At 43.9% G+C, this 26,051-nt stretch carries 27 protein-coding genes; 13 read left to right on the forward strand and 14 right to left on the reverse strand.

The features are described from left to right. Positions 1-104: 104 nt before the first annotated feature. Complete coding sequence (locus tag DK188_RS02150) at positions 105-335, forward strand: hypothetical protein (RefSeq protein ID WP_111669130.1); 231 nt, start codon at positions 105-107, stop codon at positions 333-335. On the opposite strand, the gene DK188_RS02155 is transcribed toward DK188_RS02150, so the two are convergent. Then, positions 332-745 (reverse strand): Fur family transcriptional regulator, encoded by a 414-nt coding sequence (locus tag DK188_RS02155; RefSeq protein WP_111669131.1) that lies wholly within the window; start codon positions 743-745, stop codon positions 332-334. The two genes, DK188_RS02150 and DK188_RS02155, sit on opposite strands and share 4 nt — an antisense overlap. 78 nt (positions 746-823) lie before the next feature. Beyond that, positions 824-3,295, reverse strand: coding sequence for a zinc-dependent metalloprotease (locus tag DK188_RS02160; protein WP_394335834.1), 2,472 nt, complete (start codon positions 3,293-3,295; stop codon positions 824-826). A 161-nt stretch (positions 3,296-3,456) separates the two neighbouring features. Here DK188_RS02160 and DK188_RS02165 point away from each other — a divergent pair, with 161 nt between their 5' ends. Further along, complete coding sequence (locus DK188_RS02165; RefSeq protein ID WP_111669133.1) at positions 3,457-4,575, forward strand: NAD(P)/FAD-dependent oxidoreductase; 1,119 nt, start codon at positions 3,457-3,459, stop codon at positions 4,573-4,575. Here the strand turns inward: DK188_RS02165 and DK188_RS02170 are convergent, their stop codons facing one another. Then, the gene (locus tag DK188_RS02170; protein ID WP_111669134.1) at positions 4,576-5,472 is read right to left on the reverse strand and encodes a UbiA family prenyltransferase; all 897 of its coding nucleotides are present in this window, start codon (positions 5,470-5,472) and stop codon (positions 4,576-4,578) included. A gap of 89 nt (positions 5,473-5,561) precedes the next feature. Between DK188_RS02170 and DK188_RS02175 the strand changes: the two genes are divergently transcribed. The 3 genes from DK188_RS02175 to DK188_RS02185 are packed head-to-tail and all read left to right on the forward strand — an operon-like array spanning position 5,562 to position 8,197. Then, positions 5,562-6,641 carry a type III polyketide synthase gene (locus tag DK188_RS02175; RefSeq protein WP_111669135.1) on the forward strand — a complete coding sequence of 360 codons (1,080 nt, stop codon included), beginning with the start codon at positions 5,562-5,564 and terminating at the stop codon, positions 6,639-6,641. Then, complete coding sequence (locus DK188_RS02180; protein ID WP_111669136.1) at positions 6,638-7,342, forward strand: methyltransferase domain-containing protein; 705 nt, start codon at positions 6,638-6,640, stop codon at positions 7,340-7,342. The genes DK188_RS02175 and DK188_RS02180 overlap by 4 nt, the downstream gene beginning before the upstream one ends. Positions 7,343-7,366: 24 nt before the next feature. After that, positions 7,367-8,197: a mechanosensitive ion channel family protein gene (locus DK188_RS02185; RefSeq protein WP_111669137.1), complete on the forward strand. Its 831-nt coding sequence runs from the start codon at positions 7,367-7,369 to the stop codon at positions 8,195-8,197. Positions 8,198-8,236: 39 nt separating this feature from the next. On the opposite strand, the gene DK188_RS02190 is transcribed toward DK188_RS02185, so the two are convergent. From DK188_RS02190 to DK188_RS02210, 6 genes are read right to left on the reverse strand one after another with little or no spacing between them, the layout of a single operon-like run. Further along, entirely contained in the window at positions 8,237-9,085 is an 849-nt protein-coding gene (locus tag DK188_RS02190) for a hypothetical protein (RefSeq protein ID WP_111669138.1), read from the reverse strand. A gap of 59 nt (positions 9,086-9,144) precedes the next feature. Further along, complete coding sequence (locus DK188_RS02195) at positions 9,145-9,822, reverse strand: nitroreductase family protein (protein ID WP_111669139.1); 678 nt, start codon at positions 9,820-9,822, stop codon at positions 9,145-9,147. Between the two features lie 57 nt (positions 9,823-9,879). Then, on the reverse strand, positions 9,880-10,707 hold the full coding sequence (locus DK188_RS02200; protein ID WP_111669140.1) for a hypothetical protein: 828 nt from the start codon (positions 10,705-10,707) through the stop codon (positions 9,880-9,882). Positions 10,708-10,737: 30 nt separating this feature from the next. Further along, positions 10,738-10,905, reverse strand: a complete 168-nt coding sequence (locus tag DK188_RS21615) for a hypothetical protein (protein ID WP_198672953.1) — start codon at positions 10,903-10,905, stop codon at positions 10,738-10,740. Between the two features lie 4 nt (positions 10,906-10,909). Then, positions 10,910-12,103: a GTP-binding protein gene (locus DK188_RS02205; RefSeq protein WP_111669141.1), complete on the reverse strand. Its 1,194-nt coding sequence runs from the start codon at positions 12,101-12,103 to the stop codon at positions 10,910-10,912. A 3-nt stretch (positions 12,104-12,106) separates the two neighbouring features. Beyond that, complete coding sequence (locus DK188_RS02210; protein ID WP_111669380.1) at positions 12,107-12,520, reverse strand: hypothetical protein; 414 nt, start codon at positions 12,518-12,520, stop codon at positions 12,107-12,109. A 141-nt stretch (positions 12,521-12,661) separates the two neighbouring features. Here DK188_RS02210 and DK188_RS02215 point away from each other — a divergent pair, with 141 nt between their 5' ends. The 7 genes from DK188_RS02215 to DK188_RS02240 all read left to right on the forward strand — a co-directional run bounded on the left by DK188_RS02215 (position 12,662) and on the right by DK188_RS02240 (position 18,986). Next, positions 12,662-14,422: a MutS-related protein gene (locus tag DK188_RS02215; protein ID WP_111669142.1), complete on the forward strand. Its 1,761-nt coding sequence runs from the start codon at positions 12,662-12,664 to the stop codon at positions 14,420-14,422. 65 nt (positions 14,423-14,487) lie between these two features. Further along, positions 14,488-14,640 (forward strand): lmo0937 family membrane protein, encoded by a 153-nt coding sequence (locus tag DK188_RS02220; protein WP_111669143.1) that lies wholly within the window; start codon positions 14,488-14,490, stop codon positions 14,638-14,640. 76 nt (positions 14,641-14,716) lie between these two features. Continuing rightward, positions 14,717-15,862, forward strand: coding sequence for a 5-(carboxyamino)imidazole ribonucleotide synthase (locus tag DK188_RS02225; RefSeq protein WP_111669144.1), 1,146 nt, complete (start codon positions 14,717-14,719; stop codon positions 15,860-15,862). Beyond that, on the forward strand, positions 15,859-16,374 hold the full coding sequence (gene purE / locus DK188_RS02230) for a 5-(carboxyamino)imidazole ribonucleotide mutase (protein ID WP_111669145.1): 516 nt from the start codon (positions 15,859-15,861) through the stop codon (positions 16,372-16,374). Before DK188_RS02225 ends, purE begins: the two co-directional genes overlap by 4 nt. A gap of 92 nt (positions 16,375-16,466) precedes the next feature. Beyond that, positions 16,467-16,616, forward strand: a complete 150-nt coding sequence (locus DK188_RS21620) for a hypothetical protein (protein ID WP_198672954.1) — start codon at positions 16,467-16,469, stop codon at positions 16,614-16,616. A gap of 136 nt (positions 16,617-16,752) precedes the next feature. After that, positions 16,753-17,877 carry a Fic family protein gene (locus tag DK188_RS02235; RefSeq protein WP_111669146.1) on the forward strand — a complete coding sequence of 375 codons (1,125 nt, stop codon included), beginning with the start codon at positions 16,753-16,755 and terminating at the stop codon, positions 17,875-17,877. Next, on the forward strand, positions 17,874-18,986 hold the full coding sequence (locus DK188_RS02240) for an amidohydrolase (protein ID WP_111669147.1): 1,113 nt from the start codon (positions 17,874-17,876) through the stop codon (positions 18,984-18,986). Before DK188_RS02235 ends, DK188_RS02240 begins: the two co-directional genes overlap by 4 nt. Positions 18,987-19,084: 98 nt before the next feature. On the opposite strand, the gene DK188_RS02245 is transcribed toward DK188_RS02240, so the two are convergent. From DK188_RS02245 to DK188_RS02265, 5 genes are all read right to left on the reverse strand, one after another. After that, positions 19,085-19,564 (reverse strand): hypothetical protein, encoded by a 480-nt coding sequence (locus DK188_RS02245; protein WP_111669148.1) that lies wholly within the window; start codon positions 19,562-19,564, stop codon positions 19,085-19,087. Between the two features lie 55 nt (positions 19,565-19,619). Next, positions 19,620-20,303 (reverse strand): hypothetical protein, encoded by a 684-nt coding sequence (locus tag DK188_RS02250; RefSeq protein ID WP_157963145.1) that lies wholly within the window; start codon positions 20,301-20,303, stop codon positions 19,620-19,622. A 20-nt stretch (positions 20,304-20,323) separates the two neighbouring features. Next, complete coding sequence (locus DK188_RS02255) at positions 20,324-22,150, reverse strand: AHH domain-containing protein (protein ID WP_111669150.1); 1,827 nt, start codon at positions 22,148-22,150, stop codon at positions 20,324-20,326. 271 nt (positions 22,151-22,421) lie between these two features. After that, on the reverse strand, positions 22,422-24,755 hold the full coding sequence (locus DK188_RS02260) for a M1 family metallopeptidase (RefSeq protein WP_111669151.1): 2,334 nt from the start codon (positions 24,753-24,755) through the stop codon (positions 22,422-22,424). Between the two features lie 80 nt (positions 24,756-24,835). Further along, positions 24,836-25,414, reverse strand: coding sequence for a HupE/UreJ family protein (locus DK188_RS02265; RefSeq protein WP_111669152.1), 579 nt, complete (start codon positions 25,412-25,414; stop codon positions 24,836-24,838). Positions 25,415-25,497: 83 nt separating this feature from the next. On the opposite strand from DK188_RS02265, the gene DK188_RS02270 reads away from it, so the two are divergent. Beyond that, complete coding sequence (locus DK188_RS02270; RefSeq protein ID WP_111669153.1) at positions 25,498-25,989, forward strand: DUF6702 family protein; 492 nt, start codon at positions 25,498-25,500, stop codon at positions 25,987-25,989. Positions 25,990-26,051: the final 62 nt, after the last annotated feature.

Here is a 26,051-nt window from a genome sequence, read left to right on the forward strand (position 1 = left end):
GCAAGTCGAAAAAAATCATAATTCTGGCTATTGAGTGAAAACAAAAAGCTTAATTGATTGATTTTAAATCTGTATTCGATTAACTTATCTCAAAATTTTTAGCCATGAACAGTCTGGTAATCGATCTCTTTATGTGTGGTGTGGCTTATGTCATTCTCATCTATTTTGTAGCCACGATGACGAAGAATTCATTGCGTAGAGGAAACAGCAGCAATGACGATGGGGATGGTGGGATAGAAAATTTCACTCCGCCTAAAATCGATTTGCCTCCCGGAGTGATTTGGCCTGCCGATTCTCCCAAAAAATCAAAGACCCCTGAGCCAGTCGATTATTAATGGCATTTTTCGCAGATTCCCTGCACGAGCAGATTCATTTCTTTCTTTTCGAATCCTGCTGGTAATTTGATCTGAGGCAAAGTAATATCTTCAAGACAGGTTGTTTCGCCGCAAGTTTCGCATTTGAAGTGTACATGCTCATGACTGTGGTTATGCTCTGTTTCTCCGTGCGCGCAGAGGGCATATTTGGTTGCTCCACTATCATCCAAAACCTTGTGAATCAGGTCTTTGTCCAAAAAAGTCTTAAGCGTACGGTAAATTGTCACCCGGTCAAAGCGCTGATTGAGAGTATCTTCTAAATCGGAATGCGAGAGTGCAACATTTTTTTCCAGAAACTCCTGAATAATGTCCAATCGACAATCCGTGATTCGGAGTTTGTGTGATTGGAGTATGGTTAATGGGCTGAGCATGATTTTGATTTGGAATTCAAATTAACTCAAAAAATGGAAGTGAAAAAAAAGGCGCTGAATTCAGCGCCTTTTTCAGTGTTATTCACCGGATTCTTCGGAAAGAATCTTTTCTATCCTTGCCAAAGCATCTTCAAGGTGGAGTTTTGACATGCGGTCCGAGGTTCTGCCAATAGCACCTCTGATCTGGGCCTGAAGCGTTTTGAGTTCGCCTCTGGCCATAGGTCTAATGTCAGATTGGGAGGCATTGATCTGAGGGCCAAAGAACTGTCTGAATTGAGCAGGGACATTGACTTCACCTGTCAAAAGTAGCTCCAGACGCTCAATGTGCGCACGCTGTAGTGCTCTGCGATGCACATCAATGGTCTTGCCTGTAGGAAGTTCTGTCCAGATACCTTTTCTCAAGTCATCAAAGAGCTCGGTGATTTTGTAAGCCTCATTTCCGTTGAGCGCTTCATTTTCGATCACTCGACCCAGTCTTCCCCATTCCAGAATTCCATTGAGGGTTGTTTCCTGAATACCTCTGATTCGCTCCAGCGCACCAAAGTCACTGGTTCTGGCGATAATGGTTTCGTCCATCAGCCATGTCGGTGTAGCAAATAATTGTTTATTCAGGAAGTCAACGGCTGACTTTTGGATTTCTTTGCTGGTGTGGGTGTAGACCGCCTCGTTTTGTCCAGCTGATTTGTAGATTTCTGATACCCCGCCTACATTGGTTCTTACATGGCCCATATATCGGTTGAATTGACCGATGACCTGACCGTACATTTCGGATAAGTCAGCGTAGTCTTTGTAAGGCTTCTCTTTTTCAGCAGTCCATTCTACCAAGTTTGGCATGATCCGCTTGAGGTTTTTGATTCCATACTCAGACGCAAGCATGGCATTGTCTCCCAAATCTTCAGACTGTGTCGTAGGATCATAGCTGTTACCTTGACGACCATATCTGTAGACCGGGTCTCCTTTTTTATCCAAAATCCATTTGTCTAGGATTGGCAGTTCTTCCTCTGGAGTACTAGCCTCCGGAATCGGCCGATATCCCCACATAACGGCATATTTATCATATGGCCCAACATCAGGCATCAGGCTAACACCCTCATCTTCTGGCTGCGCGATGTAGTTGAATCGGGCATAATCCATAATGGAAGGAGCGGTTCCAAATTCTTTGGTGAATGCCGGATCACGGAGTTTTTCTACCGGATAAGCTACGGATGAGGCAAAGTTGTGCGGCAGACCCAAGGTATGGCCTACCTCATGTGCAGATACAAACCGAATCAGTCGACCCATTACTTCGTCACTGAATTTCACACCTCTTGCATCAGGATTGATCGCAGCAGTCTGGATGAAGAACCAGTTTCTCAGCAAGTTCATCACATTGTGATACCATCCGATGTCTGATTCGAGAATTTCTCCAGATCTGGGATCCGATACGTGAGGACCGTAAGCATTCTGAATATCTGAGGCGAAATATCGGATTACTGAAAATCTAGCGTCTTCTGGACTCCAAGATGGATCTTCCTCTGCTGTAGGAGCTTCTTTGGCAATAATTGCATTTTTGAATCCTGCTGCCTCGAAAGCTTTCTGCCAGTCTTCTACCCCCTGTTTTAGGTAAGGAACCCACTTTTTAGGAGTCGCAGGATCGATGTAATAGACGATTTGTTTCACTGGCTCTACCAACTCTCCTCGCTTGAATTTCTCCAGGTCTTCCGGTTTTACTTCCAGTCTCCATCTGTCCAAATATCTACGGGAAGTCGCACGCTGCTCATCAGCACCATAATCCACATAGGATCTAGCAAACCAACCGACTCTTCGATCCGCCAGTCGCTGCTTCATTGGTTCCTTAGGTAGGAGAACCATTGAGGCATTCATTTCCAGTGTAATCAGTCCCGTGGCACTGTTTGAAGGTGGTTCGGAGGCTGCATAGGTCAATACGTACCGTGCTTCTATATTTATTGGATATGTATTGACATGCACGATGTATGATCTGTCATTGTCCAGACGGGAGACTTTGTATTGAGTCCTCCTGTTTCGCTGTAGACCCAGTGCCTGGTTATCTTTGTTGAAAAGATCTGTAGCTTCGATGACGATGCCTGTAGAATCAGTTCCTCTGGATTTGATTGAGAATTTCTGAAGGATAGGCTCTAGGTTTGAAGCTTTTACCGCCAATGAGATCGGTAATGAATCCGCTGCATAGTTATTGACAGAGACTACTTTTAAGAGAATGTCGTCGTTGTTTTTTTCCCAGCGTACCATCAGGTTATTGGTGTTTTCTCCACCATACCCTATTCCATCTGCAGTCTTCGCGATTCGGACCACCATGAGCATGTCACGACCCAAAAGCGAATCTGGGATTTCGTAGAAGTACTTGTCCTCAATCTGGTGGACTTTGAATAGTCCTTCTTTTGTTTTGGCTTTGGCAGTGATTACCTCTTTGTAAGGCTTGGGACCATTGGATGGTGCTGCCGGTTTTGGGGCAGGCGCTGCTACTGGAGTTTCTTTTCCTTTCTTTTTTTTCTTTTGGGCTAAAGAATCTTCTGCATAAAACAGCGATCCCATTACGCCCAAAACAAAGGCTGTTCTCCTCAGTAATTTGGGTAGAGTACTATTCATTTTTTTATAAGTTGTATTTTTGAATTAAAGTAACTTCCAAACCGTGGGATATTCGGGAGAATGAACTTATTTTTTGATAAGCGGTTGAATCATCAAATCAAAGGCTCTTGAAAGCAGAAGGAAAAATAACGGGTGTGATTGGAGGTGGGCTCGCAGGATTGATTTCATCTATTCTTTTGGCCAAACAGGGACTGCAGGTGATTCTTCTAGAGCGGAAAATGTACCCTTTCCACAGGGTGTGCGGAGAGTACATCTCCAATGAGGTGTTGGACTTTTTAAAACGAGAGGGTCTCTACCCGGAGTTTCTCGATTTGCCCCAAATTAAGTTCTTTGAGTTTAGTGATACCGATGGCAAGTCGGTGAAAATCCCCCTTGATTTGGGCGGATTTGGCATTAGCCGCTTTGTATTGGATCAGTGGCTAGTTGATCAAGCGGTCAGGTTGGGCGTCAGTGTACGAACAGGATGTCAGGTGATTTCAGTGGAATTCCATGAGAATTCCGATTCATTTTCCATTGGTCTAGCTGATCATACCGCTGTTCATGCAGATTTTGTTATTGGTGCATTTGGCAAAAGAAGTAAACTGGACAAAGTTCTTCACCGGCCATTTATCCAAAAAAGAAGTCCCTACATCGGAGTTAAATATCATGTCAAAACTGACTATGTCAGAGATGCTGTTGCCCTTCATAACTTCAATGGCGGTTACTGTGGACTGAATGCGATCGAAGACCATCAATTTAATCTGTGTTACCTCGGTAGTCGTGATCAGCTGCGTGAATTTGGGACAGTGGAAGAAATGGAGCGGCAGATCTTATGGAGAAATCCGATTTTGAGGAAGATTTTTAAGGAGAGTGAATTTCTGTTCGAAAAGCCAGAAGTGATCAATGAAATTAATTTTGAACCAAAACTTCCTGTAGAAAATCACATCTTAATGGCGGGTGATTCAGCAGGACTGATCACCCCACTTTGTGGCAACGGGATGGCGATGGCGATACATTCGGGGAAGTTGGCCGCTGAAGCAATCACGACAGGTAGAAGCCGAAAAGAGATCGAAAAACTTTATGAAAAGAATTGGACTGGGGAGTTTAAGCAGCGCCTTTGGGTAGGCAGGAATGTCCAGCGTCTTTTTGGCTCGGGAGGAGCTTCGGTTTTTGCCAGAAATCTAATCGAGCGTACCCCCTTTTTCGCGAAGCAAATCATCAAAAACACACATGGAAAGCCTTTTTGATCAGAATCCAAATACCTGCATCACTTGGGTGTTTTCGAGGAAATAATAAATAAAAAAAGCATTTAGCGCCGCCGCAGAAATGGTGTTCATTCCCATAGCCCAGGAGAAAGAAGCATATTTTTCAGGATTTTGCTGAATAAATCCAAACCAAATCAGAAAGAACAGCAGAATGGGAGCCATAGCCCCCAAATAAACCCAAATAATCTCGAGCTGGGATTTACCATAGAAAAACCAAACAAAAGCAGCACCCGTGATCGCAAAGAAAACTGCGGAGAAAAGGAAAGTGCCTTTGATTCCAAGCGTAATACTAAGTGTTTGATCGCCTCTTCTTGAGTCTTCACCATGCTGGTAGACTTGGGTGAGGGGATAGTTGCCCCAGAGCATCAAGCTTGTCAATATCCCGGGAATAAGTACATGTGGACGAACCATCACCTCCCATCCCAAATCACTCAGGCCGGCATATGCCATAGCAAAAGTGAAATATCCTTGGAAAAATCCGGCAATAAACCAGCTTGCCCAGGGGTATTTTTTGATTCGGATCCGTGGGTGCGAATAGGCCATACTTACCAATGCGTATACCAGCAGCATACTTGCAAAGGTCAAACTGATCATGGCAGCCAGGATAAGTGCCAAAACCAAAAAGCCCTGCGAAAGCCAATACAGATCCGGAGTAACTTTAGGAGGATGTTTCAATCCACCGATGCTCTCCTCATCCCGATCATAGAAGCTATTGTAGCCGTTGCTGCTGGGATAAAGAAACAGGTGAAGAGCAAGAAAAACCAAAAGAAGACGCCCTCCATCCAAGTTGGGCGTAAGTGCCAACGCAAAAAGGAAAACGGGTAAAAGAAATAGGGAGAAGGGAATTCGCAGGTGGCGGATGCTCGAAAGGGTAATCATGGATTTTAAGTTGTTAAATTAACCTTCTTCTGGCAGGATGGTTGTACCTAGTGAGTCCCAATTTAGAAATAATCACTTAACTTGATTTGATGAATTCCAGTATTGTCAGCATTGGGCTCTCCAATCCGGGTGCCCCGATCCCACAGGCAGAAATAGCCCGATTTATGAAACTGGCTCATCAGCTGGACGAGACCGAGAGCCGGAAGTTGGGCTTTTTTTACCGCAAATCGGGAATAGATTTTCGCCACAGTGTTTTGAATGATTTTAATAAGCGAGATGTAGGTGATTTTTCATTCTTCCCAACAAACGAGGAATTGACTCCTTTTCCAGGCACGAAAGCCAGGATGGAAGTTTTTCAGCAAACAGCCCCTGACTTGTCAGCACAGGCCGTGAGCTCATGCTTGAGTCAGGTGGGCGAAAAGGCCAGCTCCATCACACACCTCATCCTAGTTTCCTGTACGGGTATGGTGGCTCCCGGTGTCGAACTTCAGCTGATGCAACTGCTCGGTCTAGAGGAGGATGTAGAGCGATATTGCATCCATTTTATGGGCTGTTATGCAGCATTTACGGGGCTTAAACTGGCGGATAAAATTCTTAGAGCCGAACCCAAAGCTAAGGTGCTGGTGGTCTCCGTGGAGCTTTGCACCCTCCATTTCCAAAAAGAATATACTGAAGATAATATCCTTGCCAACTCACTTTTTGGCGATGGTGCTGCTGCGGCATTGGTCAGGAATTCGGCTGAAGGTCTACGAATCAATTCTTATCTCAGTCAGGTTTTCAAGGAGGGAGAGCAGGATATGGCTTGGGGAATTGGGGATTTTGGATTTGAAATGCGACTGAGTAAGTATATTCCGGCTTTGCTGGATCGAGGAATATCCGACCTAAAAGAAGTTTTTGAACAGAAATTCGGGCTAAGTACCATCCGAAATTTTGCTATTCATCCGGGAGGAAAGCAGATTCTTCAAAAAGTTCAGGAGGCTTTTGAGCTCGGTCCCGAAGTGAATTTTCATGCAAATGAAGTGCTGAAAAACTACGGCAACATGTCCTCTGCAACGATTCTTTTTGTATTGGATCGGATGATGAAAGACCCCAAAATAGGGGGTGAGATCCTCAGCATGGGATTTGGACCCGGGTTGACTTTGGAAACGATGCATCTGACCAAACAATGAGTATGTTCGAAAAGCGAAGCGAGAAAAAAGAACTCATGGACGACTTGGACTGCTCGGGAGAAGAGCTCGCGCAGACCCTGAGGGAACTCAAGACGATCAATCGCTGGCTGGGGGGGAATCATGTCACTACCAATGGACTCAAAAAACTGATGGATCTCCATCCGCAGGACAGCTATCAAATCGCGGATATTGGCTGCGGTGGCGGCGACATGATTCGAATCATGGATCAATGGTCCAAGTCTCAAAAGGTAGCGGTAAACTTCCTGGGAATCGACGCCAATCCAAACATTATTGAACTTGCCAAAGTTAGATTAGCTGATGTGGCCAATGTAGGCTGGCGGGTTCAGAATGTTTTCGAACCTTCATTTTCTGAAGAAAAGGCAGATATTATTACTTGTACGCTCTTTACGCATCATTTTACCGACTCGGAACTCATAGCTCTCCTGAGGTCTTTTCGCGAGAAAGCCACGCTCGGCTTGGTGATCAATGATCTTCACCGACACTGGTTTGCTTTTCACAGCATCCGAGTTTTGACCAAGCTATTCAGCAAGTCTCCCATGGTTCAGCATGATGCTTCCCTTTCTGTTTTGAGGAGTTTTAGAAAGTCCGATTGGGAAAGAATACTAGGAGCCGCAGGGATAAAAAAATACCAAATCAGTTGGTTTTGGGCTTTCAGATGGCAAATTTTAATCTTGTTTTAATTTAAAATCAAACTCGTAAAATTTATGGAATTATCTCCGGAAACCATTAATTCACTTTTAAATCAGGGAATTGAACTTGCATACAAAGTGATTCCTTCGCTGATCTATGCCTTACTCTTTTATATAGTAGGTAAATTTTTGATCAATAAATTTATCAAGGGATTTACTAGGATTCTGGAGAGAAGAGATGCGAATCCTTCCTTGAATACATTTTTGGTGGGGTTGGTGAAGGCCCTGATGTATGTTTCCTTATTCATCGGTATTGCTACAATTTTGGGTGTTCCGATGTCTTCATTTTTGGCGATTTTGGGTGCTGCAGGTTTGGCTATCGGCTTGGCCTTACAGGGATCACTTTCCAACTTTGCGGGAGGGGTATTGATTTTACTGTTTAAACCATTCAAGGTAGGTGATGTGATCACCGGCCAAGGACATACCGGGACAGTCTCCAAAATCGATATCTTGTATACTCACCTCTATACGTTCGACAATAAAGAAGTTGTCATCCCTAATGGGAATTTGGCCAATTCAGATGTAGTAAACATTACCGCACAGCCCACGAGAAGAGTGGATATTAACGTAGGAGTGTCCTATGATACTGACCTTAAAAAAGCCCGAGAAGTAATATTTGATATCCTCAAAAAAGACGATCGAGTCCATGCAGATCCAGAACCGGTAGTTTGGCTCAATGCTTTTGGGGACAGTTCATTGGATTTGGTAGTGAGAGCTTGGGCCGACAAGGAAAACGTATGGCCGGTTTACTTTGAGACCATGGAAAAAATCAAAGAAGCCTTTGATCGGCATGAAATTGAGATTCCCTTTCCTCAGCGCGTGGTTTATCAGAAAAATAATGGATAAAAAAATGCCGGTAGAAGTTCAAACTACCGGCAACTTTTTTTAAGATCTTGGTAAGATGACCGTCTTAGTCTCTCCAGCCCGGGTGATGGATACCTCCCGGTCGCAGGATTCTGATCCAAAATCTATCTGCATTTCCCCTTTAGACTCGAGCCGAAGAGCGATGGTGCCTTCGCTTGGTATTCTGACTCCTGATCGGATACAACGCTCCGAAAAAATAAGCGGAGAAGTGATTTCTACCACATATTCATTTCCGTTTCTATTGATTCCCTTGCTGCCTCCAGAGACTTTATAGATTATTCCTCTTTCTGAATTTGGGAGGAAAATCCGCTTGACATGGCGGGATTCGAAAGTTCGGAAAGTACCATCAGGCCAAGTAATTTTTCCTCCTTCGACCACTGCTTTAAAGGTGAAAAACTTATCGTTCGGATTGAAGCCTTCATTGGTCAACACTCGGATACCTTCGATCTTCCGATCATCCACGTAAAAATCCTCGAAGGTCGAGGTGATCACGGATCCGGGAGTCCAGTATCTTCCGGTGTAGGTGACAATTATTTTTCCTTTTCTGCTGACGCCTCGGGGGCTAGTGCAGCCATCTCCGAAGTCGATGATCATCTTTTTGGCAGTAGGTAGCCATTCGATATTCACTTTTTCACAGAGATCTTCCTCCAAAGTGACCAAGCTCCTGTCTGCAAATCCTTGTCGCTGAAACCCAGTCAAGATCACCTCATCCATATCCTCCAAGGTGGAAGTCAAGTCTACTTCTTGGGAAGTTTCCTCTGTTTCGTTCAACTGACTTGCTGGAAGACTTTCCTCTTTATCACAGGAGGCAAAGAGAAGAATGCCTGAAATTGCCAGGGCTTTGAGCGGGTTGAAAAGTGTTGATTTCATGATAGATAGGGGTTGTTTTTTTGAAATTCAAAGATTAGACCCCAAATGCATCAAGGAGTTTAAAAACGAATTAAAATTTCTTCCAAGGGTTTACGCTCAATATCAGGAACATAGGTTTCTGCTTTCGGATAGCCCACGGGAAGCAAAAGAAAGGGTTTTTCATTGCTTGGTCTTTCCAAAATTTTGCTCAGGAAATTCATAGGGCTGGGGGTATGGGTTACAGTAACTAATCCTGCTTGGTGAATAGCTGCTATCAGAAATCCACATGCGATTCCGACAGATTCCGACACATAGTAATGCTGGACCTTTTCACCTGAAGCAAATCCATAAGATTGCTTAAAGACGACAATCAAATACGGCGCTTCTTCCAAAAATGGCTTTTCCCAATCGGTCCCAAGTGGCTTAAGGTCATTTTTCCAATCTGTTGGCATCCGTTGGGAATAGGAGATTTTTTCTTCCTCTTCTGCTGCAATTCGAATTTGGCGCTTGACCAGAGGATCAGAGATGAGGCAGAATGTCCAGGGTTGCTTATGCGCTCCCGAAGGAGCCGTTCCGGCAGTTTGGATTATATTTTCCATCACTTCCAGCGGTACGGGCCTAGTGTCAAAATCTCGAACAGTTCTTCTTGTGTTCATTGCCGAGTAGAACATTTTAGAATTTTCAATCAACTCAGCTTCCGAAAGTATCGGTCTTACATATCGGATATGTTCAAATCCATTTTTTAGCTTTTTCTCCATATAAAACAAAAACGGCTACCCTGAAAGATAGCCGTTTCCATTGAAATTTTGGGGTTGTTAATCGAGCGTAAGTTCTTTGGTTCCGCCTGGATAGGTCACTTCTACCACTTTATCACAGGCGCCAGTGCCATAATTGACTGAGGCAGCGATTCCTTGAAATGTAAAACCAAGGATCCCGGAGCTCGGAACAAATACGCCGGATCGGGCGCAATCCTCGTTGATGATCAGAGATTCTGTAACAGTTGCGGTATAGTCATATCCCATTCGGCTCACTCCAGAGGCAGTTCCCGTGATGGAAACTTCATACCCGCCGGATCCGAGGCTGACTTGGCGTACCTGATTGCTGGTGTAAGTCACAGACGAATTATCCGGCCAAGTGATCACACCGTTCTCTATTTTCACATTTAGGGTCACTTTGCTATTGATGAGGTCAATACCTCCGTTGGTTATGGTGCGCGAACCTTGAACTTTAAGTCCATCCACTTCATAGCCATCAAATGTGGTAGTGATGGAGGTTCCCGGAAAAAGAAAGTTTGTACCTGTGTAGGCTAGGATTACTTTTCCTTTTCGTACTACACCATTAGGACTTGTACATCCTGCACCGAAGTCAACGGTAATTTTTTTAGCTGACTCGTCATGGGTGACTACAGTATTGGCGCAAATGTCAGCTGTTGCAGTCGTCCGTAGACCGAGTCCACTACTTTGTAGCACGTCCAAAGTAAGAAAGTCTAAATCCTCGTAGGCAGCGTTGATGACAAACTCATCCTCTACCAAATCCAAAGTTGCCTCAGGGGTGATTGGGTCCTCACCGCTTTCACAGGACAGGAGCGCTAGCAGAATGGTCCCCCCAAATAGCATTGAGAGAAAGGGATTGAATTTTTTCATAAGAAATAAGCGTTTAAAAATCAGCTAAATCTAGGATTTATTTTCCGGTTTGGGCTTGTCGGGTTTTGGTTTTTTATTCGTACCACCGACACAGCCCACATTTTGGGTAAATGAAATATCAGAAGGCAGGATACCCATCCCCTCGCTCAAATCCCACTCCTCAGCCAGTGGTTTTTCCTTAGTTTTTGTCTTTGCCATGTCACTAAAACGGCCAATTGTCCTGAAAGGATTTCCCTTCAAAATATAAATTTAACTCTTGTTCTGTCAGCAGGCAGGATTTCAACTCATCCTTTATGGTTTCTTCGTCAGCGTATTGGCCGATCAGCACCAATTCATTCAATCGGTCTCCAAATTGCCTGTCCCACTTGCTCTCGATCCAGCGTTGATTCTCGATGAATGATGCATAGTGAATTCGTTTTTTGAAAGGCATCGAAGCCCACCATACGCCCACAGGATCTGCCTTGAGGCTTCCTCCTGCTTGAGACCAAGAGATTGCTTGGTCTTTTCTGGAAGCGAGGTAAAACAGACCTTTGCTTCGGATGATGCTGGCCGGCCAAGAGTAATTGATGTAATGCCAGAAACGCTCCGGATGGAAGGGCCTCCTATCCCGAAACACAAAACTTGTAATCCCATATTCCTCTGTTTCAGGCCTGTGGTCTTTCTGTAGTTCTTCCTGCCAAGCTTCAGTCCCTTCTAATTCTGCTACATCGTAGAGCCTGGTATTGAGGATGAGATCCGGGGAGATTTTTCCATGATCAGTGGTAAGGATTTTTGCCTTTGGATTCAGCATTTCAAGAATAGCTTTCAATTCTTCCACTTGCTCGGGCGAAACCAGATCGGTTTTATTGAGCAAAATCACATTTGCAAACTCGATTTGGTCGGTGAGAAGATTGACTATAGACCGCTGGTCTTCTACATCGGCATTCATTCCTTTGGAAAAAACTGTCTCAGCACTGCCAAAATCCTTGGGAAAATTCAGGGCGTCCACTACGGTCACGAGTGTGTCTAGCCGACTGAACCGTGATAAGTCAACTCCCTTTTCCTCATCTACAAAACTGAATGTCTGCGCGACTGGTAAAGGTTCAGAGATGCCTGAGCTTTCAATAAGTAAGTAGTCAAACCGATTTTCTCGAGCTAGTTTTTCAATTTCCTCCATGAGGTCTTCCCGCAGGGTGCAGCAGATGCAGCCGTTGCTCATTTCGACGAGTTTTTCTTCGGTTTTTGAAAGGGTGTTTCCCCGAGCGATGATTTGGGCGTCAATATTGACTTCTCCTATATCATTGACTATTACGGCGACTTTCAGTCCATCTTTATTGTGCAGGACATGATTGAGCAGGGTTGTTTTTCCTGCCCCCAAGAATCCACTGAGGACAGTAACCGGAAGTTTGTGTTCCATGAGTCAATTGATGATTTCTGCTTGGTTAATTATGAAGGTCATCTCCTCTACATCCTCGGCATTGAGTTGTAGAATTCCCCGCACGGTGATGATTTGGTCCATTTTTAATTTGCGGGAGGGGAGGTTTTTTAGGTGAGCAACAGCGACACTTTCTGGCCCTGAACCCCCACAGAAGAAACATTCCGCCATGGGGTATTTGGATAGGATGATGGTGGATTTTTGCTGTATGTCCAGCGGGATAAAAAAACCACGCAGCTCTACTGTTTTGCCCTCGAGAGCCTTTAATTCTTCATTAAAATTTGGATAGAAGAAGTACAGACCAATTTTCTTGTTGAGTTTTTCGGTGAATTTGGTAGTGGAAAAAAGGTCCCACAACCGTATAGGAGGAGTTTGGGAGGAACTTAGCGCTAAAAGCATGGCCAAGGCTAGGCAGCGAAAAATAATTCTGGAATTTGTAAGAAAGAGGCCCCTGATTTTTTTATCCATGAAATATATAAATGCAACAATATTGCAAATATAAATCAATTTTTGCCTTGGATACAATAGTTATCTTTGCTCATGATTGATTTTCAGACTGAGCAAATTCCTGAAAAGCTCAAAGCCCTTAGAAGCCAAAGTTCAACCCTGAGTATTTTTCGACTGCTTACATTCTTTGGAATGGGAGCTTTGCTGGTCTTAGGCCTAGCTGAAAGTTCTCTATTGCTGATTCCTGCCGCCATTGCAATCGGGGGATTTGTCAAACTAATCCAGCGCACGAATGCGCTCAAAGATCAGGAGAAGGTTTATTTGGCATTGTTGAAAATGCAGGAAAATCAAATCCTCCGTGAAAACAGAAGGCTGGAACTCTTGGATTCGGGAGCTGAATTTTCAGATAAAAATCACCCTTTTTCCGGTGATTTGGATCTTTTTGGCAGTCATTCGCTTTTTCAATTGCTGAATCACACTACTTCTGCATCGGGAAAAAGTAAGCTTGCCGATTTGATGAAAAGTCACTTTGATCCACAAGCTTCGCAGTCCAGAGCTGAAGCAGTGGCAGAGCTTTCCCAGAAAAAAGAATTTTTGAATGCGATGGAAGCTGTGGGATTGGCATTCCAAAAAGACGAGAAACCGACCCAAACGTGGATTCAATGGTTGGAAAAGGTGGAAAAGGTCTCCGCATTTCACTACGTTTTGGCTTTTACGGGTCCTGTAGGGGGGATTACCATGTTACTATTGATTTTTCTTGGAATTGTACCTGAGGCTGTATTGGGGCTTTGGATTCTGCTTGGTCTGGGTTTTTTAAGTCGAGTTTTCAATCCGCTCAAGGAGGCAGCAGAGTCTATTCCATCCGCATCCATGCTGAAGTCCTATCGTATCCGATCCCGTCAGATCGAAGAAGAGAACTTTTCGGCTCAAGCATTGGTGGAGGAAAGGCAGATTTTTACTCAACCTTCTTCTACTATTTCCGCTCAGTTGGAGGAATTGGACAATCTTGGACTTTGGGCGCAGAACAGGATCAACTTACTTTACCTCCCGATCAATTTGCTGCTCTGGACCGACTTTTTCCTTTTTACGCGTTTGATCAAATGGAAGCAGAAAGTCGGATCATCACTTGGCCACTTGCCACAAACGCTGGAAAATTGGGAAGTTTGGGTGTCTTTGGGTGCTTTTGAATCACAACTCGAGGGAAATGGAACTGTAGTATGGGCCAAAGAACATACTCTTGCAGCTGAAGCACTTGCACACCCGCTGATCTTGCAGGGAAAAGCAATCGCCAACTCGATTGAGTTTGATGCTGAAAACCGATTGGTCCTACTTACCGGGGCAAATATGAGCGGGAAGACGACCTTTATGCGGACTTTGGGGATCAACTGTGTCCTTGCTAATTTGGGATTGAGCCCGTTTGGCAGTAGCCTTACTTTAGGACCGATTCAGCTCTATACCAGCATGCGCAATTCGGACAATCTTGGAGAAAGTGTCAGTTCATTTTACGCAGAGCTCAGTCGGATCAAAACCCTGATCAAGCGACTGGAATCGGGAGAAACGTTGTTTTTTCTCTTGGATGAAATTCTAAAAGGCACCAATACCCAAGACAGGATTTCAGGTTCGGAGGCATTGATCCGGCAAATTCTTCAGACAAATGGACTTGGCATCATCAGCACACATGATATAGAATTAGCCGAATTGCAACAAAGTGTGGAAAAAGTCCACAATTATTCGTTTCATTCTGAGATTATGGATCAATCCATAAACTTTGATTATAAAATAAAAAAAGGCCCCTGTCCTAGCTTCAATGCCCATAAACTGATGGAGTTGATGGGGATAAGATTTAGACAATAGTATGATTTGGCATTTTGATTGACTTCTAACAGGAAATCAATTGTTTAACTAAATCAAAAAAAATCATGAATTCTTTATTGTATCTAATCGCAGTTATTTTGGTTATTGGATGGTTGTTGGGTGTATTTGTATATAGTGTTGGAGGACTTATCCACATTCTACTCGTTTTGGCAGTAGTGTCGATCTTGATTCGAGTCATCAGCGGGAGACGGGTCTGACCCTTATTCTGATATTCTGAGGTATCCGCCTCGACTGTGCTCCATTCTCTGAGAATCTGTTAATTTTGGTCTCGATATGGCCAAATCATCACAACATCAGATTCTCGGAGTATTGGGCGGAGGACAATTGGGCCGAATGCTCATACAGTCCGCCATCAATTACAATCAGGACATCCACATTCTAGACCCGGATCCCAATGCTCCCTGTAGGGATATTGCACAGCATTTTGCGGTTGGGTCGCTCAAGGATTTTGAAACAGTCTATACCTTTGGGCAAAACTGCGATGTCATCACCGTGGAGATTGAGGCAGTCAATACAGCTGCTCTTCAAAAATTAGCCGAAGAGGGCAAGAGCGTATATCCGCAGCCTCACATTCTCAAATTAATTCAGGACAAGCGCGAGCAAAAGCAATTTTATCAGCTGCATGGGATTCCCACAGCTGATTTTGTTTTGACTGAAAATAAGGCCGATGTCATCGCAAAAAAAGACTTTTTGCCAGCAGTAAATAAGCTTGGAAAAGAAGGCTATGACGGTCGAGGAGTGCAGATTTTGCGTAGTGAAGCAGATTTGGATAATGCATTTGACGCTCCGGGACTCTTGGAAAAACTCATCGATTTTGACAAAGAAATCGCAGTGACGGTAGCCAGGAACCAAAGGGGTGACCTGATCGCCTATCCTGCGGTAGAGTGTGCATTTCACCCGACGGCCAATTTGGTGGAATTCCTTTTTGCGCCAGCGGAAATCTCTGCAGAAATAGAAGCTAAAGCACAGGAAATCGCCAAAGAAGTCATCCTGAAGCTAGACATGGTCGGAATCCTTGCAGTTGAGCTTTTTGTGACAAAGTCCGGGGCGGTTTTAGTCAACGAAATCGCTCCTCGACCGCACAACAGTGGTCATCATACGATAGAAGCGAACTTTACTTCCCAATTTGAGCAGCACTTGCGTGCAGTGATGAACTGGCCGCTTGGCAATCCAGATCTGAGATGTCCCGCAGCAATGATTAATCTGCTGGGTGAAGATGGTTTCTCTGGTCCTGCAGTAGTGGAGGGTATGGAAGAAGCACTTTCAGAAAAAGGCGTGTACATTCATCTCTATGGCAAAAAATTAACCAAACCTTTCCGAAAAATGGGCCATGTGACCATTTTGGACGAAAACATAAACGCCTTGAAATCCAAAGCACATCGAATCAAAGAATTGATCAAAATCAAATCCACTCCATGAACCCACAAGTAGGAATAATCATGGGAAGTCAATCCGATCTTCCTATCATGGCCGAAGCGGCTCAGTTTCTCGAAGAACTCGGCATCGCGTACGAGTTGACGGTAGTATCCGCCCATCGGACCCCGCAGCGAATGATTGACTATGCGCATTCTGCGAGAGAGCGAGGAATCAAAGTCATCGTAGCGGGTGCTGGAGGAGCTGCGCATCTTCCGGGAATGGTCGCTTCTTTGACAAGTTTGCCTGTGATCGGAGTGCCTGTGAAAAGCTCGAATTCGATTGACGGCTGGGATAGTATTTTGTCCATTTTGCAGATGCCAAGTGGGATTCCCGTAGCGACAGTTGCCTTGAATGGAGGTAAAAATGCCGGGATTTTAGCCGCTTCGATTGTTGGAGCTTTTGACGAAGAAGTAGGGAAAAAGATGGATGCCTTCAAAACTGGACTTCGGGAAAAAGTGGAAGAATCCGCTGCTCAGATCGAGGAAAAGGGCTGGAAAGCGATGCTCAAAAAATGATTTGAGATTTGAAAATCAAAATTTGAAATTCGGTCCACCTTGGATATTTCAGCAATTTCAAATCTCAAACTTCTAATTTCAAATTCTCAACAATGAATTGGCACAAGCCCATCAAATTCAAAATCGGTGATGTGGACTGGGAAATGCCCCTTTCCACACTGCTATTGCTGATTTTTTTGACCTTGATTCTGATGGCTGGAGGTGCTTGGTTGGGTTTTCGTTTTGGCTCAGGACAGCTTTAAATTCAATTATCTAAATTAGTGAGCCGATTAGTAATCCTAATCGGCTCATATTTTTTTATATTTATGAGCCGAATAAGTTTATTAATCGGCTCAAAAAATATGTATATTTGAGCCGAATAAGAAATCTAATCGGCTCATGAGCTATAATTGGCAACAGGAAGGCTGGCCGGAATTTGAGTTTACCCCGGGAATTCTGGAGGATTTCCAACTCAAGTTTCTGCTGAAATCCGGGCAATCCAGTGGACGGTTTTCCGGAATTAACGAAGCGAAGAAAGACCAACTTCTTGTGGACATTCTCTTGTCTGAGGCCATAAAAACTTCAGCCATCGAAGGGGAATTCCTCAGCCGAGTCGATGTCATGTCTTCCCTCAAAAAGAACCTTGGCATCCATGAGGAGCAGCCTCGATTAGTCAAAGATCATCGGGCCAAGGGTATCGCCAAGCTGATGGTCGCAGTCCGTCAAACATGGAGCGAGCCACTGAGCGAGTCCATCCTTTTCTCCTGGCATGGCATGCTCATGGAGGGTAATCGATACATTCAGGCAGGGAAATGGCGATCCGGATCGGAGCCGATGCAGGTGGTCTCAGGGGCTTTGGGCAAAGAAATTGTTCATTTCGAAGCACCACCTTCTGTGCAAGTTCCAGAGGAAATGAATCGATTCATTGCATGGTTTAATGCCACGAGTCCTGATAGTGAAAAGGCTATTCGAAATCCGATTTTGCGGGCCGCATTGGTTCATTTGTACTTCGAAAGTATTCATCCCTTTGAGGACGGAAACGGCCGAATCGGTCGGGCCTTGGCCGAAAAAGCCCTTCATCAGGGTGTCGATCAACCGATTTTAATCAGCTTGTCTCAAGTCATAGAATCGAAGCGCCAACTGTATTACGATCAACTCAAGCAAGCCCAGCGCAGTCTTCGAGTAGATTCTTGGTTGGGCTATTTTGCCGATGTGGTGATGAAAGCGCAGGAAAATGCTGAAGAACTGATTGAGTTTTCACTTCAGAAAACCAAACTGTTTGATGCATTTGGGAAGGAATTGAATGAGCGGGAACTGAAAGTCCTGAATCGGATGCTGGACGAAGGTCCTGGTGGATTTGAAGGGGGCATGAACGCCAAAAAGTACATGTCGCTGACTGGAGCTTCCAAAGCCACCGCCACCCGAGATCTGCAGCATTTGCGGGATTTGGGGATTTTTGTGGCTGAAGGAGGAGGAAGAAGCGTGACTTATCAAGTCAAATTAAATTTTAAAAACAACTCATGAACAACCTAATCCAACTCCGACATACGCTTCATCAATTTCCCGAAATCGCTTTGGAAGAAAGCCAAACTGCTCAGCGGATTTTGGAATTTTTTGTTCCATTTAAACCGGATCAGGTTTTTGAAAAGTTGGGAGGAACGGGATTGGCTTTTGTCTATAAAGGGAAAAAGCCCGGAAAGCGTATTCTTTTTAGATGTGAATTGGATGGATTGCCTATCGAAGATTTAAAGAAAACTGACCACCAAAGTCAGATTCCGGGTAAAGGCCATCTCTGCGGACACGATGGACACATGGCGATCATTTGCGGTTTGGGAGAAAAACTCGCCGAAAATCGCCCCGAAAATGGCGATGTGATTTTGCTTTTTCAGCCAGCTGAAGAGACAGGGGATGGAGCAAAGGCAGTCATGGCAGACCCAAGATTTGAGCAGATCAGGCCTGATTTTGCTTTTGCGCTACACAATCTCCCTGGGTATCCATTGCATCAAATTGTGATGCGAAGCGGGACTTTTGCGGCTGGAAGCACTGGAATGACCATTACGCTGACAGGTAAAACTTCCCATTCCGCACATCCCGATGCCGGAATCAATCCTGCCCAAGCGATTGCAAAACTCATCCAGGAACTGCCTGAATTTCCGAAACAAGCTTCGGGATTTGCCTTGCTGACCTTGATTCATGCTGAGCTGGGAAGTTTGGCTTTCGGAACAAGTGCCGGAAAGGGAAGTCTGAGTATGACACTGCGGGCATTTAATCAACAGGATTTAGACGTATTGATTGAAAAAGTTAAAGCTAAAGCACTTGAGATAGGGGAATCAGAACACTTGAAAGTAGAGTTCAACTTTGTGGAGCAGTTTGCTGTCTCGGTCAATGATCCGGATTTGTATTCGGTTGTAGAAAAAGCGGCAAAAAATCAGGGGTTTAACCCTACAGAAAAACCCGAACCCTTTCGCTGGTCGGAGGATTTTGGTTTGTTTTCGCAGGTTTGCCCTTCATTCCTTTTTGGGCTTGGAGCGGGAGAAAACTGTCCCCAATTGCATGAAGGAACCTATGATTTTCCAGATGAATTGATCGAAACGGGAGTTGGGATGTTTTGGGGGATTTTGAAGGAAATCTGACAGGTAGAAGCCACAAAAAAAGCCCCGAAGGAATTTCCCTCGGGGCTTGTTTTTACTTTTGTTTTGGACAGATTGTGTCGCCCGGAATTCTATTTCAATCAGATGACTTCCTTGGTAAAAAAAGTACACCCTAACTCATACCAGCTTTCACCCTTTTTAACCGGAATTAGCTCAGCCTCTAGGATATCCTCTCCACGATACCCAAATCCAAGAAGCTCACTTTTTCCCAAAAAAGCTTGAAGCTGTTCCGAGAAGTCGATAGATAATCCATGTTTAATCAAATAGGCACTGGTCAATACTAAGTACCTGGGATCATTGTTCTCGGGATTGGCAAACTTCAATTGGGCAATCTGTTCAAAGATAGAAATCGGCGGATATTCAGTGCTTTCAACTTCATCACGCTCTTCCAGATCTAGCGGCATTTCGGGCAAATTATAGTTCTCAATAAGATAGGTTAGAGCTTCTCGAGCCTGCTCTTCTACAGGCAAATTGGATTCAAATAATTCCGTAGTTTTTTCATTTAGATTCTGATCGGAATCTACCCATTCCTCCAGACTTGGTGCCTGATTTTCTTGCATATATCAATTAGGTTAAAGAGTATCCAGCCCAAAGAATCTTGGGCTGGATACCATTTTATTTATAAAACTTTTTGCGAAGTCCATTTGTCCCTCCCCATTCTTCATCAGAAATTTCCAAAGGTTTGAATTCGATTCCTTTGTCCATTTTCTGTTTTTGGAGTTCGGTTTTTAACTGTTCTGAAATAATAATGTCAAAAACTCCAAAGCTTCTCATATGTAGAAAAGGCAATGAGCAACTTGGTTTCATAAATAGTTTAACCGCTCTAATCTTACTTAAATGATTAAGTTTGGCTTTTTCAAATTCTAATTTTTCATTGAGGTTTTGAAACTTTATTTCTTCGAATTTTTCTCCAAATTCAATGGGTATTCCATTTTCTTCTTTTTCAACCCAGCCTTCACAGAGTTCAAATATTGACCTATCAAAATCAACCTCATCATCATCAAATTGAATAAAATCAGTTATCCAATAGTCATTTAAAGTTTCATTTCCTTGAATTAGCGGGCAGGGTATGTACCTTACGTTTCCTTTTCTATTTTTTTCAAAGAGTTCTTTACATCTAGAGGAAAGGATTTTTCTGCTTCCCAAATCAGAGGAAGGTAAATAAAAATCTTTCAAATTAGATTTAGCTTTAATGACTTGTTTTGGAGAATTTCCAATACTTGGAATACCATCAAAATTCATATACCCTATGATGTTTTTTTCTTCTACTTTAAGCTCCCTTTTCGCACGTTCACACATGATTTGAAGCTGGTAATATTTTATTTCCATATTACGTCATTAATTTTTCCTCCTGGAGGGAGAAGTTCTATTTTGGATCTAATTTTTGCAATTTCCTGATTTAAAAATAAATAAGCTTGTTCAGGCGTTGCGTTGGGATTTGTAAGATTGTAATTTTCTAATACAGCAAAGACCCTTTGATTATAGGCGGGATGATTTGTATTTTGGAGTGACGGAACTGCTATATCATTGTTTAATTCATCCATGTGGAAAGGATTTTCCTTTAATTGTGCTGCTTTCTGGATGACTGGATGATTGGAATGCTCCAAAGGTAAGATATGATGCGCATGTTTGGTAGGGTCGGTTAGGCCCATTACTTTTCTGAGATTGGTTCCTCCAAAAAGAATCTTATTTCCATTTTTGACCCACACGTGGGTAATTCTTCTTGTAGTTCCGGGAATTATACCTTTTAGTCTAATTGCGCCTTTTATGGTTGTCGAAAATAGGCCAATGACGGGAGTAGCAGCTACTAGACTTAGATTTCCGTTCAAGTTATCCCCTTCCAGATAGTACAGGCCGGCATTGAATAAGTCTGCAGGAGTACCAAGCCCTTCTATCATTCCGATCGCATCCAAAGTCAAATGGATTGCTTCCTTTGCCGTTTCATAAAATAGCTTTTCTTGCGACCAACTCGGATTCTGATATTTTAAAATCAAGTACTTGGAGGAAAAATAAGATTGAAACAGTATTCGAAATGGTTCTTGAGTCAAATCAGCTTCTGATTCTTCCATCAGCCCTTCCACTGATAGTATAAATGTTGAGTTAAAATTCCCACTTAATGCCCCGTTCATCCCTGCAGATAGGGTAAACATCGCTGCATCCTGGTCCAAATTTGGATCATTGAATAGCGCAGATCTAAACGACGAGGAAAATGTTGAATTCAAACTCAAATAGGCCATATGCCAATCTGTAAGATTAAAATCAGTAAGAAGATTGTCGATTTGTGTGGCATGTCGGGTTAAGGTGAAGGCTGGAGCTCCGAAGTCAGAAGCTGAACAATCCATGCACATCATCGAAGATTGAGGTCGGTCATATGCTTTTCTCATCATAGCAGAACCACAGTTTATAGTTACAATTTGGTACTGCCCCGGGCATCCACATTGATGAGTATGACCTCCATCACATGTGCATTTTGACCAACTAACTCCCCAAATGCAAGGTCCTGAATCACCACCTCCCGCAGGAATCGTTGCTATGTTTCCTCCAGAAGACCCACCCCCACCGTTGAATCCACCAAAATTTAAGGTCACTTCATCGCAAGTAACAGGATCTCCATTACTGTCAAAAATCCCGTCACACCGTTCTAAGAACCCCGGATTGGAGTCATTGAAAAAGCTGGAAAAAGGAAAGCGCTTAATCGTGACTCCAGATGCTAGTATATCTTGGGTTTGCTCAAAAGCCTGGTATTGAGCGCCATCAAACTCGTATTGTAGCACATATTGCTCCAAGACATTGTCTGCACTGTCAGCGACAATCACAAGGTTAAAGATGCTGTACTTATCCCCTTTTTCCAGAAATGGGACAGTATAAGTTTTTCGCTTTACTGTATCAGAATTGACCAGTGAAGCCTCCAAATCAAAGGTGAAATCTGAAATTTGCCTCATTTGGGCAGATTCGATTACATTGAAGCCGATTCGTTTTTCCAGTTTTTTACCCAATGACTGAATAGTAGTCTTACTTACTGATGTGACTTGATACGGGCCTGTAAGTTGTTCGATTGTTTCTGGCTCAATCGCCAACTCTTCGAAAGATTGCATTTCACAGCTCCAAAAAAGCAGTACAAATGCTAAAAAGATAAGATTTCTCATAAGGTTTTTAGTTTGAAAAATACGGGGGGGGGGAGAATGTCAATACCCTCTAGAGGGTATTTTTAGAGGTTTTTGAAAAAAATGAGGCTATCTCAAAAGGCTTGTTTGTGTCAGCCTGAGCACCTGACCAACGAGAGTTGGGCAGTACGAAGGCCATTTACAGTAAATATAGCTGCATTTCGACTTCGCTCAATGTGACAAGCAGAGCAGCACTATGAGAAATTCTCCTAACCAAAAAAAGCCCCGAAGGAATTTCCCTCGGGGCTTGTTTTTACTTTTTGTTTTGAGCCTTCTTCATCGGATTATCTCCTGTCGAAGCGCCTCTTGCACCACCTGTGCTTTTGAACATCTCAAATCGCGTCGGCTGATATTGTCTTGGCCAGTAATTGCTGCTTTCGTCGATGTCGGCAGTTTCACGCTTAGGATCTAGCACGAAGCGCACGACTTCTTTTTGTTTCGCAAAAACTTTGGTCACCTGGGTTTCATTTTTTCTCCAGATCTCAGCAGGAATCCGCTCAATCTCTGAAGTGCCGTCTGCATAGTGGAATTCGATGATCAATGGCATCACCAAACCTCCCACGTTTCTGAAAGTCATCTCATAGAAGTTCATGTTGCTGTTGAAAACGGCTTTTTCACGCTCGCTTAGACTTGCTACAAAACTCTTGTATTTGGCATCATCTTCCGGAGTGACTGCAAAGCGATTGTAGCTGTTGTAGAAGTCGCGGGTTTTTGGATCCGCTTCCAAAACGGTCTGAGTCACATCTGTTTTGTTGAATTCACGCGTGATGTAGTCTTCTTCCCTGTCGTAAGCTGCTTTTGCTTCAGCAGCTCGCTCAGCAGGAGGCCTGTTGTCCAGCTTGTACCAAGATACATTCTCGATCGAGATATCCACCGGATCAGTTCCGTAGAACCAACCTCTCCAGAACCAGTCCAAATCTACTGCCGAAGCGTCCTCCATTGTTCTGAACAAATCATCCGGGGTTGGATGCTTAAACATCCATCTTCTTGCATACTCTTTGAAAGCATAGTCGAAAAGCTCCCTTCCCATGACAGTTTCACGAAGGATATTCAATGCAGTAGCCGGCTTAGCATAGGCATTTGGACCAAACTGAATGATATTTTCGGAATTGGTCATGATCGGCTCCAGCATGTCTTTTTCACTACTCATGTAAGGAACGATCTTGTGCGCAGGACCTCTGCGTGAAGGGTAATTTCTATCCCACTCCTGCTCGGCCATGAATTGCATGAAGGTATTCAAACCCTCATCCATCCAAGTCCATTGCCGCTCGTCTGAGTTGACGATCATCGGGAAGAAGTTGTGACCCACTTCGTGAATGATTACGCCGATCATGCCGTATTTAACCGCTTCGGAGTAGGTGCCATCTTCATCCGGACGACCGTAGTTGAAGCAGATCATCGGGTATTCCATCCCGTTGCTTGCTTCTACGGAGATGGCCGTTGGGTAAGGATAATCGAACGTATGTGAAGAGTAAGACTTGATCGTGTGAGCTACGACTTTGGTGGAATATTGCTCCCAAAGTGGGTTGCCTTCCTTGCCATAATAAGACATTGCCATCACGTCTTTTCCGCCTTGTTTCACTGCCATTGCATCCCAGATAAACTTTCTGGAGGAAGTCCAGGCAAAGTCACGGACATTTTCAGCTTTATAGATCCAGGTCTTTTTGCCGGAGGCTTTCTTCTTTTCCAAAGCTTCCGCTTCCGCTTGAGTTCGGATGATTACCGGTTCGTCGTAAGTCTTCTTGGCTTTATTCCATCGGTCAAGTTCGGTAGCAGAAAGCACTTCTTCCGGATTCTGAAGCACGCCAGTTGCTCCGACCATGTGATCTGCCGGTACGGTGATGCGCACTTCGTAATTGCCAAAAGTCAGGGCAAATTCACCCGAGCCTAAAAATTGCTTGTTTTGCCAGCCTTGGAAATCTGAGTAAACGGCCATTCTGGGGAACCACTCTGCCATGGTGTAGAGGTAGTTTCCATCCTTGGGAAAAAACTCATAGCCCGGACGTCCACCGATGAAACCCATTCGGTCGTGGATATTGAAGCTCCAGTCGATGGAAAAGCTGAAGCTTTCTCCTGCTTTCAATGGCTGAGGAAGGTCGACTCGCATCATCGTTTTGTTGATGGCCACGTTCAGTGGAGCACCGGAAGCGTCCTTGATGGATGCGATTTTCAGATCGTAGTCATCCGAGTGCCAAAGGATATTTTCCAGTTGGCGAAGGCTCATCTGAGGATTGATGCTGGATTCGGTCACTTTTGGCGTGTCAGAATCTTTGCTTCGGTTATTCTGATCAAGCTGAATCCAGAGATAGGTCAGCTGATCCGGGGAGTTGTTGATGTAGGTGACGGTCTCTGTACCTTTGATGGACTGGTTGTCATCGTTGAGCTCGACATCGATCACGTAGTTGGCTTGCTGCTGCCAGTACATGTGACCTGGTGCTCCTGATGCAGTCCGGTAGACATTGGGTGTACGGAGCATGGTACCCAGCTGCTCAAATCGTACCGCATGATTTTGCTCAGTATCCTGAGCAAGAATAGGTGAAACTCCCAGCAGGGTGAAAGCTGAGAGGGCAAGTAGTTTTTTTATCATAATCTTCACAAAACTAATAGTGCACTAAGTAACGAATTGAAAGCCAAACAGAAAAGAATTCTGTTTTAGCGGGTGATTTATTACCAAAATTTGGTCTCAAGCATCAACATGCACGCAACGCCCAGCACAAATGCCGATACGATTAAGGTCCACTCCTTGCGATTGACTCCGGCAAGATTGACTAGTGATGTCAACAGTAGGAATGAAGCGACAATTACGATTTGGCCTACTTCCAAGCCAAGGTTGAATGCAAGAAGCGGTTGCCAGATGCTGGTTTCTTTTCCAAGTAATTCTTTGAGGTAATTGGAAAATCCCAAGCCATGGATCAAGCCAAAGAAAACGGCAAAGAGGTAGTTCAGTTGGATGCCCCGACCAGTGCTGGGTTTCGGTTTGAATAAGGTGGCCAAAGCAGTAAATGCGATGGTAACCGGAATCAGGAATTCGATGACCTCGGATCGGAAATTGACCACATTGAATGTGGCCAAGGCTAAAGTGAGTGAATGTCCTATCGTAAACGCTGTGATCAGAATCAGGATTTTCCTCCAATCTCTCGCTACATAGACTGCACAGAGCGCCAAAACAAATAGGATATGATCAAAACCCTGAATGTCCAGAATATGCTGTAATCCTAGTTTGAAATATAATTGAAAGGAATTCATAGATGGGGATAAGTACTGCTAAAGAAGTAAATTGCGACGAAAATACAGGTAAATTCCCACAAAAGGCCTAATGCCCTGACCAAATGCAACAGCTTTACATTTTAGTAATTCTATTTACTTGGAAATCAGTTTTCCATCCTTTTTTCATCAGCTTGACGGAGATGCGCTTCAATCCTGAAAGTCAACGGATGGAGATTGCGCAGAAGATTTTTTGGGATGATCTTGAAGTGGCTTTGGGCAGCGAGTTTCAGGAAAAAGTGGATTTTCTCAATCCAAAAGACAAGACCAAGCTTGAAAATCAGCTTAAGCGCTATTTGCTCAAGCATAATCAAGTCATTGTTAATGGTAAAGCTCTTTCCTTGACTTATTTAGGCTACGAGATCGAAGAGGATGCGGCTTGGTTTTATCTGGAATCTTCTAAGGCCGAAGTGCCAAAATCAGTCGAAGTTAAAAACACAATTCTTTTGGATGACTTTGATGGACAGCAGAATATTGTGCATGTGTACTTTCAGTCCAAGTCTCCCCGAAGTTTGCTTTTGGGAAAAGGGGAGGAAAAGGGGAAGATTGAGTTTTAGAAGCAAGAGGCAAGAATCAAGACATAAGATTTAAGATAAAAAAGGAAAAACCGCCAGAAGCT

The organism is Algoriphagus litoralis (assembly GCF_003259255.1).
GTDB classification, from domain to species: Bacteria; Bacteroidota; Bacteroidia; order Cytophagales; family Cyclobacteriaceae; genus Algoriphagus; species Algoriphagus litoralis.

What these genes read in the sequence shown, in the direction of transcription:
- DK188_RS02255 (WP_111669150.1), bottom strand. Translation starts at nt 22,150, where the DNA reads ATGAGAAATCTTATCTTTTTAGCATTTGTACTGCTTTTTTGGAGCTGT.
- DK188_RS02150 (WP_111669130.1), top strand. Translation starts at nt 105, where the DNA reads ATGAACAGTCTGGTAATCGATCTCTTTATGTGTGGTGTGGCTTATGTC.
- DK188_RS02205 (WP_111669141.1), bottom strand. Translation starts at nt 12,103, where the DNA reads ATGGAACACAAACTTCCGGTTACTGTCCTCAGTGGATTCTTGGGGGCA.
- DK188_RS02225 (WP_111669144.1), top strand. Translation starts at nt 14,717, where the DNA reads ATGGCCAAATCATCACAACATCAGATTCTCGGAGTATTGGGCGGAGGA.
- DK188_RS02260 (WP_111669151.1), bottom strand. Translation starts at nt 24,755, where the DNA reads ATGATAAAAAAACTACTTGCCCTCTCAGCTTTCACCCTGCTGGGAGTT.
- DK188_RS02175 (WP_111669135.1), top strand. Translation starts at nt 5,562, where the DNA reads ATGAATTCCAGTATTGTCAGCATTGGGCTCTCCAATCCGGGTGCCCCG.
- DK188_RS02215 (WP_111669142.1), top strand. Translation starts at nt 12,662, where the DNA reads ATGATTGATTTTCAGACTGAGCAAATTCCTGAAAAGCTCAAAGCCCTT.
- DK188_RS02235 (WP_111669146.1), top strand. Translation starts at nt 16,753, where the DNA reads ATGAGCTATAATTGGCAACAGGAAGGCTGGCCGGAATTTGAGTTTACC.
- DK188_RS21620 (WP_198672954.1), top strand. Translation starts at nt 16,467, where the DNA reads ATGAATTGGCACAAGCCCATCAAATTCAAAATCGGTGATGTGGACTGG.
- DK188_RS02155 (WP_111669131.1), bottom strand. Translation starts at nt 745, where the DNA reads ATGCTCAGCCCATTAACCATACTCCAATCACACAAACTCCGAATCACG.
- purE (WP_111669145.1), top strand. Translation starts at nt 15,859, where the DNA reads ATGAACCCACAAGTAGGAATAATCATGGGAAGTCAATCCGATCTTCCT.
- DK188_RS02210 (WP_111669380.1), bottom strand. Translation starts at nt 12,520, where the DNA reads ATGCTTTTAGCGCTAAGTTCCTCCCAAACTCCTCCTATACGGTTGTGG.
- DK188_RS02200 (WP_111669140.1), bottom strand. Translation starts at nt 10,707, where the DNA reads ATGAAAAAATTCAATCCCTTTCTCTCAATGCTATTTGGGGGGACCATT.
- DK188_RS02170 (WP_111669134.1), bottom strand. Translation starts at nt 5,472, where the DNA reads ATGATTACCCTTTCGAGCATCCGCCACCTGCGAATTCCCTTCTCCCTA.
- DK188_RS02220 (WP_111669143.1), top strand. Translation starts at nt 14,488, where the DNA reads ATGAATTCTTTATTGTATCTAATCGCAGTTATTTTGGTTATTGGATGG.
- DK188_RS02190 (WP_111669138.1), bottom strand. Translation starts at nt 9,085, where the DNA reads ATGAAATCAACACTTTTCAACCCGCTCAAAGCCCTGGCAATTTCAGGC.
- DK188_RS02265 (WP_111669152.1), bottom strand. Translation starts at nt 25,414, where the DNA reads ATGAATTCCTTTCAATTATATTTCAAACTAGGATTACAGCATATTCTG.
- DK188_RS02245 (WP_111669148.1), bottom strand. Translation starts at nt 19,564, where the DNA reads ATGCAAGAAAATCAGGCACCAAGTCTGGAGGAATGGGTAGATTCCGAT.
- DK188_RS02160 (WP_394335834.1), bottom strand. Translation starts at nt 3,295, where the DNA reads ATGGGATCGCTGTTTTATGCAGAAGATTCTTTAGCCCAAAAGAAAAAA.
- DK188_RS02250 (WP_157963145.1), bottom strand. Translation starts at nt 20,303, where the DNA reads ATGTGTGAACGTGCGAAAAGGGAGCTTAAAGTAGAAGAAAAAAACATC.
- DK188_RS02185 (WP_111669137.1), top strand. Translation starts at nt 7,367, where the DNA reads ATGGAATTATCTCCGGAAACCATTAATTCACTTTTAAATCAGGGAATT.
- DK188_RS21615 (WP_198672953.1), bottom strand. Translation starts at nt 10,905, where the DNA reads ATGGCAAAGACAAAAACTAAGGAAAAACCACTGGCTGAGGAGTGGGAT.
- DK188_RS02240 (WP_111669147.1), top strand. Translation starts at nt 17,874, where the DNA reads ATGAACAACCTAATCCAACTCCGACATACGCTTCATCAATTTCCCGAA.
- DK188_RS02180 (WP_111669136.1), top strand. Translation starts at nt 6,638, where the DNA reads ATGAGTATGTTCGAAAAGCGAAGCGAGAAAAAAGAACTCATGGACGAC.
- DK188_RS02195 (WP_111669139.1), bottom strand. Translation starts at nt 9,822, where the DNA reads ATGGAGAAAAAGCTAAAAAATGGATTTGAACATATCCGATATGTAAGA.
- DK188_RS02270 (WP_111669153.1), top strand. Translation starts at nt 25,498, where the DNA reads ATGCAACAGCTTTACATTTTAGTAATTCTATTTACTTGGAAATCAGTT.